The sequence below is a fragment of the Lentzea cavernae genome (assembly GCF_014653695.1).
Lineage (GTDB): Bacteria > Actinomycetota > Actinomycetes > Mycobacteriales > Pseudonocardiaceae > Lentzea > Lentzea cavernae.
This window is the reverse complement of the sequence record NZ_BNAR01000003.1, coordinates 193,693-205,826: the sequence shown is the minus strand read 5'-3', so window position 1 is coordinate 205,826 and position 12,134 is coordinate 193,693. Positions and strand designations below refer to the sequence as shown.

General features: G+C 68.6%; 14 protein-coding genes. 5 read left to right on the top strand and 9 right to left on the bottom strand.

Features of this window, described 5'->3' with window-relative positions; genetic code table 11:
* Positions 1 to 43: 43 nt before the first annotated feature.
* Positions 44 to 493 (top strand): hypothetical protein, encoded by a 450-nt coding sequence (locus IE307_RS11025; protein ID WP_191297807.1) that lies wholly within the window; start codon positions 44 to 46, stop codon positions 491 to 493.
* On the opposite strand, the gene IE307_RS11020 is transcribed toward IE307_RS11025, so the two are convergent.
* From IE307_RS11020 to IE307_RS11005, 4 genes are all read right to left on the bottom strand, one after another.
* Positions 483 to 1,274 carry a DUF1206 domain-containing protein gene (locus IE307_RS11020; RefSeq protein ID WP_229904615.1) on the bottom strand — a complete coding sequence of 264 codons (792 nt, stop codon included), beginning with the start codon at positions 1,272 to 1,274 and terminating at the stop codon, positions 483 to 485. The genes IE307_RS11025 and IE307_RS11020 overlap by 11 nt on opposite strands.
* 46 nt (positions 1,275 to 1,320) lie before the next feature.
* The gene (locus IE307_RS11015; RefSeq protein ID WP_229904614.1) at positions 1,321 to 3,318 is read right to left on the bottom strand and encodes a VanW family protein; all 1,998 of its coding nucleotides are present in this window, start codon (positions 3,316 to 3,318) and stop codon (positions 1,321 to 1,323) included.
* A gap of 77 nt (positions 3,319 to 3,395) precedes the next feature.
* Positions 3,396 to 3,689: a GroES family chaperonin gene (locus tag IE307_RS11010; RefSeq protein WP_084401587.1), complete on the bottom strand. Its 294-nt coding sequence runs from the start codon at positions 3,687 to 3,689 to the stop codon at positions 3,396 to 3,398.
* A gap of 36 nt (positions 3,690 to 3,725) precedes the next feature.
* A complete protein-coding gene (locus tag IE307_RS11005; protein WP_191297806.1) occupies positions 3,726 to 5,585 on the bottom strand; it encodes an NHL domain-containing thioredoxin family protein in 1,860 nt (619 codons plus the stop codon).
* 46 nt (positions 5,586 to 5,631) lie between these two features.
* Between IE307_RS11005 and IE307_RS11000 the strand changes: the two genes are divergently transcribed.
* Together IE307_RS11000 and IE307_RS10995 are read left to right on the top strand one after the other, a co-directional pair.
* Positions 5,632 to 6,123: a helix-turn-helix domain-containing protein gene (locus IE307_RS11000; protein WP_191297805.1), complete on the top strand. Its 492-nt coding sequence runs from the start codon at positions 5,632 to 5,634 to the stop codon at positions 6,121 to 6,123.
* A gap of 3 nt (positions 6,124 to 6,126) precedes the next feature.
* Positions 6,127 to 6,699 (top strand): PIN domain-containing protein, encoded by a 573-nt coding sequence (locus IE307_RS10995; protein WP_191297804.1) that lies wholly within the window; start codon positions 6,127 to 6,129, stop codon positions 6,697 to 6,699.
* An 11-nt stretch (positions 6,700 to 6,710) separates the two neighbouring features.
* On the opposite strand, the gene IE307_RS10990 is transcribed toward IE307_RS10995, so the two are convergent.
* From IE307_RS10990 to IE307_RS10980, 3 genes are read right to left on the bottom strand one after another with little or no spacing between them, the layout of a single operon-like run.
* Complete coding sequence (locus IE307_RS10990) at positions 6,711 to 7,142, bottom strand: DUF4259 domain-containing protein (protein WP_229904613.1); 432 nt, start codon at positions 7,140 to 7,142, stop codon at positions 6,711 to 6,713.
* 10 nt (positions 7,143 to 7,152) lie between these two features.
* Positions 7,153 to 8,046, bottom strand: coding sequence for a pentapeptide repeat-containing protein (locus IE307_RS10985; RefSeq protein ID WP_191297802.1), 894 nt, complete (start codon positions 8,044 to 8,046; stop codon positions 7,153 to 7,155).
* A gap of 22 nt (positions 8,047 to 8,068) precedes the next feature.
* Positions 8,069 to 8,584, bottom strand: coding sequence for a YdgH/BhsA/McbA family protein (locus IE307_RS10980; protein WP_191297801.1), 516 nt, complete (start codon positions 8,582 to 8,584; stop codon positions 8,069 to 8,071).
* A gap of 152 nt (positions 8,585 to 8,736) precedes the next feature.
* On the opposite strand from IE307_RS10980, the gene IE307_RS10975 reads away from it, so the two are divergent.
* The gene (locus IE307_RS10975; RefSeq protein WP_229904612.1) at positions 8,737 to 9,753 is read left to right on the top strand and encodes an NAD(P)-binding domain-containing protein; all 1,017 of its coding nucleotides are present in this window, start codon (positions 8,737 to 8,739) and stop codon (positions 9,751 to 9,753) included.
* Here the strand turns inward: IE307_RS10975 and IE307_RS10970 are convergent.
* Together IE307_RS10970 and IE307_RS10965 are read right to left on the bottom strand one after the other, a co-directional pair.
* Positions 9,750 to 10,418, bottom strand: a complete 669-nt coding sequence (locus IE307_RS10970; RefSeq protein WP_191297799.1) for a dienelactone hydrolase family protein — start codon at positions 10,416 to 10,418, stop codon at positions 9,750 to 9,752. The two genes, IE307_RS10975 and IE307_RS10970, sit on opposite strands and share 4 nt — an antisense overlap.
* Before the next feature lie 26 nt (positions 10,419 to 10,444).
* Positions 10,445 to 11,362 (bottom strand): SDR family oxidoreductase, encoded by a 918-nt coding sequence (locus IE307_RS10965; RefSeq protein ID WP_191297798.1) that lies wholly within the window; start codon positions 11,360 to 11,362, stop codon positions 10,445 to 10,447.
* 97 nt (positions 11,363 to 11,459) lie between these two features.
* Between IE307_RS10965 and IE307_RS10960 the strand changes: the two genes are divergently transcribed.
* Entirely contained in the window at positions 11,460 to 12,128 is a 669-nt protein-coding gene (locus tag IE307_RS10960) for a TetR/AcrR family transcriptional regulator (protein WP_191297797.1), read from the top strand.
* Positions 12,129 to 12,134: the final 6 nt, after the last annotated feature.

The following is a 12,134-nucleotide window of genomic DNA, read 5'->3' as shown; positions in this document are numbered from 1 at the left end:
GTTGTCAGTTGACAGCCGCTCGTTCGGAATCAAAGATTGGCCGGTGTTCCTGTACCTGCTGATGGCGTGCGCGATCGCCGGTTCTGCGGCTCTCGCGACGATCGTCCTGCGACGGCTGAAGAACCGGAAGGCTCGTCAGGACGAGCTGTGGTTCGGGTACCGGCAGCACATGGACGAGCTGCGCGAGGCGTCGCCGGAGGCCGAACTGGCCAGGGTCGCGCAGGTGTACCAACGGGCGAAGCGCGGCACCAAGGCGGCGATCGCGTGGGAGCGGACCGGGGTCGAGCAGGACTCGTGGTTCGAGGGGATGAGCCCCGGTCCCGGCGATCTCCTGCTGCTGCGCGGAAGCCCCGGCTGGGGGCCGGACACCAGCAGCCCCAACGTCTTCTACGTGGCGCCGGGCCAGGTCCTGTCGTTGATGGCGGTGGAGGCGCAGGCGGCCGCGGCCCGGCATCAGCACAGGCTCGCGGCCGCCGGCGGCACTACTCCTTGAGAGCGCGTGCCGCTGCGAAGCAGTACACGCCGAACGCGGCGATGCCGATCGCCACTGCGGACAGCAGGAACATGCCGTAAGGCTGTGCTGCCAACGTCTTGAGCGCCTTGTCCATGCCGCCGGACTGCTGCGGGTCGGCGTTGATGGCGGCGAGTCCGACCAGGACCCCGATCACGCCGTACGCGGAACCCTTGCCGATCCAGCCGATCCTGCCGACGGGCTCGATCCACTTCGGGGCCTTGCCCATGTCGAGGTCCTTCTCGAAGGACTTCTTGATGCCCTTGTAGATGATGACGCCCGCGATGGCCAGTATTCCGATGGCGATCGCACCGACGATGAACTGGCCGCCGGGCCAGGAGAGCACCTGCGCCGTGAGCTCCTGCTGCTGCTGGTTCTGGTCACCGCCGCTGCCGGAGCCCGTCGCGTACTTGAAGGCCGCCAGGGCGATACCGGTCGCCGTGATGGCGCGGGCGGCGGACCCGATGCGCTTGGAGATCCGCTTCCGCTTCTTGCCGATGTAGGTGTACCCCACGAAGGCGAGCAGGAGCTGCCACAACGCGAAGAACACGAGCCCGATGCCGAGCACCCAGAGCAACCACGGGCCGCCCTGAGCGATGTCGCTCACCGCGCCCTTCGAGTCGGCCTGTTCGGAGTCACCGAACGCGACCTGGATCGCGAGCCACGCCACCAGGACGTGCACGACCCCGTACAACACCATCCCCGCGCGCCCCAGCGTCTGGACGACGGGGTGTCTTCTCGCCTCATGCGCAACAGTGGCCACGAACGGGTGAATACCCGCGCGTGGCCACTGTGAATCCGGAATTTCCTCAGCCGCCGGGCGGCGGCTCACAGATGATCTTGAACTGCGGGTCGTACTTGACCGTGCGCGACTCGTTGCGGGCCTGGCCGTTGCGGCGGTCCGTGATCGTGCGGGTGTCCGTCACCGAGAAGCCGGGGGCGCCGTTGCTCGGGCTGCACCCCGCCTTGTTGACCTTCTTCTCCTGCGGCTGGGTGGGGTTGAAATCGCCGCTCGTGGAGCCGGTGACGTCGTAGTTCTTGGTGCCCCACAGCTTGATCGTGATCGACGAGCCGGTCCAGATCGTCTGGATGGCGACGCCCGTGTCGTCCGGGTTCGTGAACGAGATGTCGATCAGGCTGTTGCCCGCGTTGTCCATGAACACGGTGGCCTCGCGGCCCTTCGGGTACCGCGTGATCCAGTAGCTGTGCTCCCGGTGGCCCGCGTCCTTCATGCCCGCGTAGTAGTACGCGTTGTAGAGCGTGGTCGCGAACTGCGAGATGCCACCGCCGACCGCCATGCCGGGGATGCCGTTCTCGATGATGCCCGCCTCGACGTAGCCCTGCGCGGTGCCGCGGGGACCCGTGTACTTGTTGAGGCTGAACGTCTCCTTGGGCTTCACGATCGCGCCGTTGACCTTCTCGGCCACGACCCGGATGTTGACGCCCGAGGCGGGGGCGAAGCCACCGGTCGAGAACTCGCCGATGACCTCCTTGATGCCCATCTTGTTCGCCTGCTCGGTCGTGACCTTCGCGGGCGTGTGCTTGTACTCGAACTTGACCTCGCGCGCGTCCGTCTTCTTCAACGTGTCGAAGTAGGGCGTGAGGTTCTTGTCCCAGTCGAGGTCGAGGCCGTCCACCGACGGCTTGACCGTGGGCTTGCCGCCCTCGAAGACGATCTCGGCGTCCTTGCCCTGCTTGATCGTGTCCTTGAGCTGCGGCGTCAGGATCTCGGCGAGCTTGTCCTTGTTCGCCTTGACGTCCAGCGCGCCACCCTCACCGGGCACGAACGTCAGCGTGGTGCCGATCTGCTCCGCCGTGAGCGTCGCGTCCTTGCCCTCGCCCTTGATGACGACGGGGCCGGACACCGCGGTCTTCACGAACTCGTTGAGCGCCTTCTCGACGCCCTCCTTGGTCGTCTTGACCGGGGTGAAGTCCATCGGGACCTCGACCGGGCTCCCGGACGCCCAGTTCGCGACGACGGTGCTGACGGCGTCCTCGGTCTTGAGCTTCTGACCGTCGTGCGGTTCGACGGCGACGGGGTTGGCGCCCTCGAACTTGATGGTGCCCTCGATCGGCTCGTGGTCGAGCTTGGGGCGCAGGGCCTCGAGCGCGCCGGAGACCTTCGCGTCGTCCGCCTTCGTCGCGACACCGACCTCGCGGCTGGTGAAGAACGAGGTGACGCGCGTGAACGGGCTGAGCGGCTGGCTGCCGGCACGGTCGATCGTGCCGTTCCAGTCGAGCTCCAGACCCGCTGCCTTCGGGTCGAGCTCGGAGGTGACGTCGCCCGCCTTGAGCGCGACGGGCTTGCCCAGCCGCGGACCGATCTCGTCGCGCAGCTTCTTCTCGGCCTCGCCGTGGCTCATGCCGCCGACGTCGACGCCCGCCACCGTCACGCCGCGCGGCACGTTGCCGCTCGAGACGAGGATGTCGAGGCCGTAGAGCAGACCGAAGGCGCCGACCACGGCCGCGGCCACGATCAACGCCTTCTTCCTGTTGAACTTCGGCTGCGCCTCGTCCTCGCCCGGCTCGATCATCACCGGCCCGTAGACACCGGAGTCCTGCGCCTGGGGCTGCGGCTCGGGCGGCGGCACCGGCTTCATGTACTCGGTGGCGGCGTCGCCCGAGGGGAAGCCGACACCGGGCACGGCCACGTTGACGGTCGGCTCGTTCGAGTCCGGCTCCTCGGACGGCCACGCCTCGGTCGAGGCGTCCACCTGCACAGGAGCGATCTTGGTCGTCTGCTCCGAGGACGTGCCGCCGGGACCCACCGGAGGCATCGCTCTCGTCTTGTCAGCGTCGTACGGCACAGCTCTCCCCGTTGCCTGTTTCTCCTGAGGTGGCGTATGTGTGTGTAGCTATCAGGCGCAGATCACGAACCGGCGGCTCATAGGTACAGACCAGTACCGTGCTCGGTGAGCTCAGTCGCAACCGCGTGCAGATCGCGTTCCCTCATCACGAGATACGTGGTGCCGTGCACCTCGACCTCAAGCTGATCTTCCGGGTTGAACATCACCCGGTCGCCGACCTTCACGTGGCGCACGCTGGTACCGACTCCGAACACGTCACCCCACGCCAACCGCTTCGCCATCTGGGCCGTAGCGGGGATCACGATGCCTCCGCTGGAACGCCGCTCGCCGTCCTCGGGCGAGATGCGGACCATGACGCGGTCGTACAGCATCTGGATCTCGAGCTTGACATCAGGCACCAGCAGAGTCTACGTGCCCTGCTGACCCTCTTCGTCCATGCCGCCCATGAGCAACGGGAGCCTGGTGGGTGCATCGGCAACCACTCGAACGGGCACTCCCCAGTCCTGCCTGGTCAGGCGGCAGACGGGGTGTTCCTCGGCCGGATCGTCACTACAACTCGCGGCCTGCGCGACGACGTGCAGCACGCCGTTCGTGACCTGATCGTTGATCCGCAACGCGCGTACCAGTTCCGTGGTGACGCCCGCGCCCTCGAGAATCAGCTCCGGGGGTGAGCTGGTGATCTCCAAACGCGTTGAGGGGCCGTACCTTTCGTCCAGTTTGGTGCCTTTGGGCGGGGTGAAGACGACAGCGAGTTCGAAGGACCCCGACGCGATGTCGGTGGAGGGCCGCTTCACCTCGTGCGCCGCACCGTCGATCTTGGTGGCAGAGGCCGAGAACCGCTCGAGCCGGTGCGCCGCGCTGGCGACCACGACGAGTTCGTTCTGGACGATGAGCGCGTCCGATGGCTCGGCGATGTCGGTGGCGATCGTGGTCAGCGAGTTCGTCTCGGGGTCGAAGCGCCGGACCGCGTTGTTGTAGGTGTCGCTGATGACGACCGAGTGGTCGTCCAGGACCGTGACGCCCAACGGGTGCTGCAGCAGGGCCTCGTCCGCGTCGCCGTCCTTGTGACCGAACGCGAACAACCCCTTGCCGACGACCGTGTGCACCTCGCCGTTCTCCAGGTAGCGCAACGCACTCGTCTCGGAGTCGACCATCCACAGCCGGTCGCCGTCCGCCGCGAGCCCGGACGTCTGCGCGAAGAACGCCTGGTCCGCAGGCCCGTCGTTGATGCCCTCGACGGTCGTGCCTGCCAGCCTCGCGACGGTGTTGTTCGCGGGGTCGAAGAAGCTCAGCGTGTGGTTGCCGGCCATGGCGATGGCGACGCCACCGTTCCACCAGGCCACGTCCCACGGGCTCGTCAGCTCGATCTTGTCGGCCGGCCCGTCGGTCTCGCCGTCACGCCACTGCTCCCCGGTGCCCGCGAGAGTCGTGACCTCACCCGTCTCGAGGTCGAGGCCCCGGAGCAGGTGGTTGACCGTGTCCGCGACGACGACCTGGGTGGTGCCCGGGACGAGCGTGAGACCCGCGGGTTCGGAGAAGGTGGGCGTCTTGCCGTCCTGGCGGCCGCGCTCACCGGTGCCGATGCGGCGGATGACGGTCTCGCCGTCCGCTTCGAGCTCCACGATGCTGTGGTGGGCGGAGTCGCTGACGAGGATCGTGTTCTGCGGCGTGACGATGGCCTTGGCGGGGAAGCGCAGCGTGGTGCTCGCCGGTTCCGGCGCCTGGTACGGCCCGGTGCCGCGATGCAGCGTGCCCTTCTCGTCGTGCTCCTCGATCAGCTCCTTGATGACGCTCCGCAGCGCCTCGACGTGCCCCTCACCGGCGGCGACGTGCATGACGTACCCCTCGGGGTCGACGAGGTTCAGCGTCGGCCACGCCTTCACGGCGTAGTTCTGCCAGGTGGTGAGCTCCGGGTCGTCCAGCACCGGGTGGTGCACCTCGTAGCGCTCGACGGCGGCCTCGAGCGCCTCCGGGTCGGCCTCGTGCACGAACTTCGGCGAGTGCACGCCGATCGTGACCAGGACGTCCTCGAACTCCTTCTCGAGGGGCCGCAGCTCGTCGAGGACGTGCAGGCAGTTGATGCAGCAGAACGTCCAGAAGTCGAGCAGCACGATCTTGCCGCGAAGGTCCTTGAGGGTGATCGTGGCGTCGCCGGTGTTCAGCCAGCCACGTCCTACCAGCTCGGGGGCACGGACGCGGGCACGGCGCTTGGGGGTGCTCACGGCCGTATCCAACACCGTGGACGGTTGGGGTGTTCCGGCGTCCATGATGTGGACGGCTTTCGTTTTGTTCGTTTTGGGCTAGCATGAACGCATGACGGCAGGCGCGAACGAACGGACGGTGCTGCCCCCTGCCCGGCCGGAGAGCTTGTCCCCGTGGGTCGCCGCGCTGACGCGTTCGGGCTCCGAAACCGCCGCGCTCGTCGCACCCGACGGCACGCATCTCCCACTTCCCCCGGAGATCTTCGACGTGCTTCGGGACGTCGTGTTCGCGATGTCGCGGGGCTTGGCGATCACCGTCGCACCTCAACACACGATCCTCACCACCAGCGAAGCCGCACATCTGCTGGGAGTCTCCCGGCCCACGCTGGTGCGTCTGCTCGAAGCGGGCGAGATCCCGTACGAGCAGCCCAACAGGCATCGGCGAGTCCGGCTGGCAGACCTCCTGGCCTATCAGGACCGTTCCCGCAGGGCGCGCGGCGCAGGACTGGACGAGATGGTCCGCGACGGTGAGGACAGCGGGCTTTACGACCTTCCGTTGGACACGCCGTTCGAGCGGTTGCCGGCGAACGACGACCTCAGGTGATCAGTGCTTCCCGTCTTCATCGACACGTGCGTCCTTCTCAAGCCCTACCTGTGCGACACGCTGCTGACAGTCAGCGAATCCGGCGTCTACCGCCCGATGTGGTCAGGTGACGTGCTGGTCGAGCTCGACCGGAACCTGCGCAAGCGCGGCGCGTCGGAACGCCAGGTCGCTCATCGGCTCGGTCAGATGCAGCGCCACTTCCCGGACGCCGAGGTGACCGGCTACCAGCACTTGGTCAACGCCATGGAGAACGACCCCAAGGACCGGCACGTTCTCGCGGCAGCCGTCTGGGGTGGCGCCGAGCTGCTGGTCACCGAGAACCTGAAGGACTTCCCCGACGCGGCTGTCAGTCGCTTCGGCATCGAAGTGCTGCACCAGGACGAATTCCTGCTCGACCAGCTCGAACTCGCGCCCGAACTGGTGATCGCGGCACTTCGCCGCCAGGTGTCCCGCTATCGACGGGCACCGCGTTCCGTTGACGACCTGCTCGACGTCCTGGCCAACGACGGCCACCGCTGCGCCGGATTCGCCGAGGCGTTCCGCAGTGCCCATTCGCCCGACACCTGGAGAAGCTGACCCACCGGAGTTCAGGTGAGAAGGACGGCCTTCAGGTCGGCCACGCTCTGCCGCCACTGCGGCCCGTACTCGGTCTCGTCCCACAACTCCGCGAGCTCCGACTCCGGCGCCACCACCCGGTCCAGCGCCTGCGCGGCGAGCGCCTTCAGGTCGTCGGAGAAGACCGGCAGCGGCTCCTTCGGACCGTACGCCGTGGTGACCGGCGTGCCGCCCGGGAGCTGGGCGGCGATCAGCGCGGCCGAGGCCACGGCGTGGCAGGCCTCGTAGCTGTCGAGGTACTCGTCTGACTCGATCGTGCTGGTCAGCGCGGTACGGATGACGGTCTCGCGCTCGGCTTCCGCCGCGTCGTCGAGTCTGCCGGAGAAGTCCGCGGCGGTGTCGTTGTCGAAGTGTCCGACGTCCCAGGTGCCCATGGCGGTGATCTTGGCAGGTGCCTCTGACATTTTCAGGCGGTCAGGGCAGCTTCAGGCCCGGCTTCTCGCCCTCGTCGAACACCGGTGCCACCGTGAGGACCGCCTCCGAGAGGTCCACCTCGCCGCCCGCGAACCGGGCACCGCGGAACGACACCTCGCCGGCGTTGAACCCCGCGCCCTCGAACTTCACGCGGCCGCCGGTGAAGCGCGCGTCGTGGAACGTGACCCGTGCGCCGGAGAAGGTGGCGCCGCCGAACCACACCTCGCCGCCGCTCACCTGCATGCCGTCGAACGACACCCAGCCGCCGGGGAAGCGCGCCAGGCTGAGCACGAGGTTGCCGCCGGTGACGTGGACGCCGGCGAAGTCCGCGGCGCGCAGCACTGCCCTGGTCAGGTGGAAGTCGTGGCCCTGCCAGCTCACCGGGGCGCCGTCGCGGAGGTGTGCGGTGATCAGGCTGGTGACCGAGAGGCGCACCTCGGTCTCCTCGTCGTGCTCCCACTCGGAGTCGAGCGAGGGCTCGTACGGGATGCGGAGGTACGCGCACAGGACGTCGATGCACGTCTGGCGTTGTTCGGTCCACTCGTCGGCGAGGGATGCCATCGCGTAGAGGCCCGCTAATCGGACCGTTGGTTTGTCGTGGCCGATTTGGTTGCAGGCGGTGGCGAAGCGCTCGTTGAGCACCTTGGCGTGTTCGCGCTTCTCGGCGGACTCGCTGATGCGTTGTTTGCGGTAGGCGACGACCAGTGCGACCACGCCGCCGACTCCGGCGACGACCGACAGGGCGATCTTGATGATGTCGACCCTGGTGTTCAGCGCGGTGGGGAGGCCCAGTGCCAGCCAGAGGAGGCCTGCGGCCACGGCGAAGACCGTCAGGCCGGTCAGCACCACCGCGGTGATGTGCGTCCGGATCGACCCGAGTTCGCGGTCAGCCACGGCGCGAGCGTAGTGGCGTGGGTCAGGTGCTGGTGTCGTAACGGAAGATCACGCTGGGGGTGACGTCTCCCCAGTGCACGACTACGCGGGTCTGGCCGCCCTTGGTGTGCCGCATGGTCAGCGTGAGCGGGGCCCACGTGCCGCCGGGCTCGGTCACGCCGGTGGTGGTGCACGCGATGTCGCGGTCGCCCTCGCACGTCCAGCCGTCGCCGCCGACGGTCAGGTCGCCCTCGCCGTCCATGTCCTCGACGACGAACCGGAGCCGGGCGTCGGACTGCGGTGTGCTGCCGGTGTTGCGCGGCTTCAGCGTGAAGTCCATGGGCTGCACGCGGTAGACGAACCCCATCTCGTCCGGGGAGTTCTTCCACTCGCGGACGCGCTTGTCGTTCGCGTCGACGTCGAACGGGTCCTGCACCGGCGGGGTCGGGGGCGCGGTGGTGGTCTCCGCCGGGTCGGGGGACGGGGTGGGCATGGGCGCGGCCTGGGAGGTGCAGGCGGCCAGCAGCAGCGTCAGTGCCGACACCGCGATGAGCCTCATGGACCCAGCGTAACCGCGCGGTGCTCCTCCGGCGCGTCCGCAGAGCGGGACGGTCGCCCGGAACTGGCCGGGAGCGTTCATGATGGAGGCAGACCGCCCGTCTGAACCTTTTCGCCGTGAACGGCGTAAAGGACCCCGGGAGGTGCGTGATGGTGGAGTACCTGGTGATCGGTGCAGGTCCGGCGGGCTTGCAGATGGGGCGCTTTCTACACCGTGCGGGCCGCGACTACCTGATCGTCGAGGCGGGACCGGAGCCGGCGGGTTTCCTGCGGACGTTTCCCCGGCACCGCGTCCTGTCCACGGACGACAACTCGCTGTTCGACGGTGTGCCGTTCGCGCGCTACAGCAAGCGGTCCTTCCCCGACGCGGACGACCTGGTGCGTTATCTGGAGGACTTCGCGCGGCCGTTGAACATCCGCTACAACACCCCGGTCACCGATCTGAGCCGCTACGACGCACGGCACGTCATCGTCGCCACGGGCAAAAAGCCTCACGTGCCCGGCATTCCGGGGATCGAGCACGCCGAGACGTACGCGACCGCCAGCACCGATCCGACGGCGTACGCGGGGAGGCGGGTGCTGATCGTCGGGCGCGGGCACAGCGCGTTCGAGACGGCGGACAACCTCGCGTCCACGACGCGGCTCACGCACATCGTCGGGCGGACGGTGCAGCGGATCGTCAAGGACGGAGACGAGTTCGTCGCGACGATCGACGGCACCGGCGAACTGCGGTACGACGACGTCATCGCGTGCACCGGGTTCCGCAGGGACACCGCGCTGGACGCGCCCGGCGTGCACGTGCTCGCCGGCGACTCGATCAAGGCGATCCGGCACGCCGCCAGGGCGTTGCACCGGTCGCTCGAGGCCGAGCACCACGGGGTGCCGTGGCCGCACCGCAGGCTGCGCAACCGGCCGGACGCGCTGGCGGCGACGATCGCGACGCGCGCCGGCGACATCCCGGACGGGCTGGCGGACGTCGTTGTGACACAAGGACAGCACGCGCTGCTCTACGACGAGATGCCCACGACCGAACGCAACGGGTTCGTCGTCACGAGCACCCAGGTGAGGCACTACCGGCGCAACGAACTGATCGCCGTCGAACGCCGGTTGCACCGCAAGCCGCTCGAGAGGTTCTTCTCGGAGCAGCTCGCGGTGCCGTGCATCGCCTAAGCAGGCAGGGTTCGCTTGAGGAACTGCGTGGTGAGGTCCCACGCGCGGTCGGCGGCGGCCTGGTCGTACCAGGGGCCGAGGTGGTTGAGGAACGCGTGGCCCGCGGGCTCCAGGTGGATCTCGGCGTTCTCGTGCTCCTCCACCGCGTCCACGACCGCCTGGTAGCCGGTGATGAACGAGTCCTCGGTGCCGAAGTGGAACAGGACCGGGCAGGACACCTGGTCCAGCGTGCCGATCTGCTCCGGCACGCCCGAGCCGTAGAACGACACGGCGGTGTCCGGGTCGGAGGCGACGGCGGCCGAGTAGGCCAGCGTGCCGCCGAGGCAGAAGCCGAGCACACCGACGCCGCCCGTGACCTCGGGCAGACCGCGCAGGTACTGCACCGACGCGACGACGTCCCGCACGGCGAGTGGGAAGTCGAGGTTGCCGACGACCTTCATCGACTTCGCGATGCCGGCCTCGTCGTGCTCACCCACCCAGCCCGGCTGGAAGCGGTGGAACAGCTCGGGCACGGCCACGACGTAGCCGAGCGCGGCGAGCTTCTCCGCGATGCCCCGCAGGTAGCCGTCCAGACCGAAGATCTCCTGGATCAGCACGATGCCGGGCCCGGTTCCGGACTCCGGGAGCCAGACCGGCAACGGCATGTCGTCAACTCGATGGGTCATGCCCCGATCCTGCCCGAGGACCGCGATCACCCGCCGACGACCTCCACCGACGTCCCGGTGAGGCGCTCCGCCTCGGCCCACAGGCGAGCGGCCACGGCCTTGTCCCGCCCGGACCGCGGCATCGAGGAGGGCCTGGTCGGACCGACGAGCCCCCAGCGCGGCCCGTAGTAGGCGCCCTGGGACGCGCCAGGATCGGCCGCCGCGTGCAGGAGGGGTTCGGTGCCCTGCTCCACGCCCTGCGACGGGATCACCTTGTAGCCCACCGACTCGAGGAGACCGGGCTTGCCGCCGTTGAGGTGCGGACCCGAGGTCATCAGGTTGGTGCGGGTGTAGCCGGGGTGCGCGCCGACCGAGAGCAACGGCCAGCCGTGCTCCTCGGCGAGGTCCGCCAGGTGCACCATCATCAGCAGGTCGGCCAGCTTGGAGTGGGCGTAGACCAGCGTGGGGCTGTACTTGCGGCGGGACTGCAGGTCGTCGAAGTCGATCTTCCCGCGGTACGCGGCACCGCTGCTCATCGTGACGACCCTGGGCGCGGGAGCCGCCAGCAACAACGGCAGCAACCGGACGGTCAGCGCGAACGGGCCGAGGAAGTTGCTGGCCAACTGGAGCTCGAAGCCGTCGACGGTCTCGGTCCGCGCGGGCACGTTCATCACGCCGGCGTTGTTCACCAGCACGTCCAGCGGCCTGCCCTCGGCGATCAGCTCCTCGGCGAACGCGCTCACGGAAGCCTGGTCGGCGAGGTCGAGCCGCCGGACCTCCAGCGCGGCACCGGGATGGGCGGCGAGGATCTCCGCCTTCGCCTGCTCGCCCTTGGCCGCGGTGCGCACCGCGAGGACGACCTCGGCCCCGGCTCCCGCCAGGCGCTTGGCCGCCTCCTTGCCGGTGCCGCTGTTCGCGCCGGTGACGACGATGCGCTTTCCGCGCTGGTCAGGAACCTCGTACATGGCGACCCCTCATTAAGTACTGCCGGTCTCTTATGTCACCAACATAACGGACCGTCGGTATCTTAGTAAAGTACCGATGGTCTGTAATGTGTGCGACATGACCTTCCAGCGGGCGCGCACCGACGAGCAGCGCAACGAGCGCCGGCGGCAGATCCTCGACGCCGCGGCCGCGATGCTCACCGAGGTGCCGGTCGCCGGACTGACCCTCACCGCGCTCAGCCGCCGGGTCTGCCTCGCGAAGGCCAACGTCCTGCGCTACTTCGAGTCGCGGGAGGCGGTGCTGCTGGCGCTGCTGGAGGCGGAGATCGCCGACTGGATCTCCGAACTGGAGTCCGCGACGCCCGGCGCCGGCACCGCCCCGGAACGCGGCGACCGGCTGGCAGATCTCCTCGCGACCTCGCTGACACGTCGCCCGGTGCTGTGCGACCTGATCAGCGCCCAGTCCACGGTGCTGGAGCGCAACATCTCCGCCGACACCGCGCTGCAGCACAAGCGCGCCGTCCTCGGGTACCTGGGGACGCTCGTCCGGTTCACCGGGCGACACCTGCCCGAACTGGGCGACGAGGACGCCGCCACCCTCATGCAGACCGTCATGCTGACGGCGGTCGCCGCCTGGCCGGGCAGCCGTCCCCCGCAGGCGGTCCTCGACGCCTACGCCGCCGATCCGGCCCTGGCGGTGATGTGCGTCGACTTCACCGACGTCGTGCGCCGCACCACCGAAGTGGTCGCCGCAGGTCTTCTCACCCGCGAGCGGCAGCCCCGATAATCGGTC

What these genes read in the sequence shown, in the direction of transcription:
- IE307_RS11010 (WP_084401587.1), bottom strand. Translation starts at nt 3,689, where the DNA reads ATGCTGTACGACCGCGTCATGGTCCGCATCTCGCCCGAGGACGGCGAG.
- IE307_RS11005 (WP_191297806.1), bottom strand. Translation starts at nt 5,585, where the DNA reads ATGGACGCCGGAACACCCCAACCGTCCACGGTGTTGGATACGGCCGTG.
- IE307_RS11000 (WP_191297805.1), top strand. Translation starts at nt 5,632, where the DNA reads ATGACGGCAGGCGCGAACGAACGGACGGTGCTGCCCCCTGCCCGGCCG.
- IE307_RS10990 (WP_229904613.1), bottom strand. Translation starts at nt 7,142, where the DNA reads ATGTCAGAGGCACCTGCCAAGATCACCGCCATGGGCACCTGGGACGTC.
- IE307_RS10980 (WP_191297801.1), bottom strand. Translation starts at nt 8,584, where the DNA reads ATGAGGCTCATCGCGGTGTCGGCACTGACGCTGCTGCTGGCCGCCTGC.
- IE307_RS10970 (WP_191297799.1), bottom strand. Translation starts at nt 10,418, where the DNA reads ATGACCCATCGAGTTGACGACATGCCGTTGCCGGTCTGGCTCCCGGAG.
- IE307_RS10965 (WP_191297798.1), bottom strand. Translation starts at nt 11,362, where the DNA reads ATGTACGAGGTTCCTGACCAGCGCGGAAAGCGCATCGTCGTCACCGGC.
- IE307_RS10960 (WP_191297797.1), top strand. Translation starts at nt 11,460, where the DNA reads ATGACCTTCCAGCGGGCGCGCACCGACGAGCAGCGCAACGAGCGCCGG.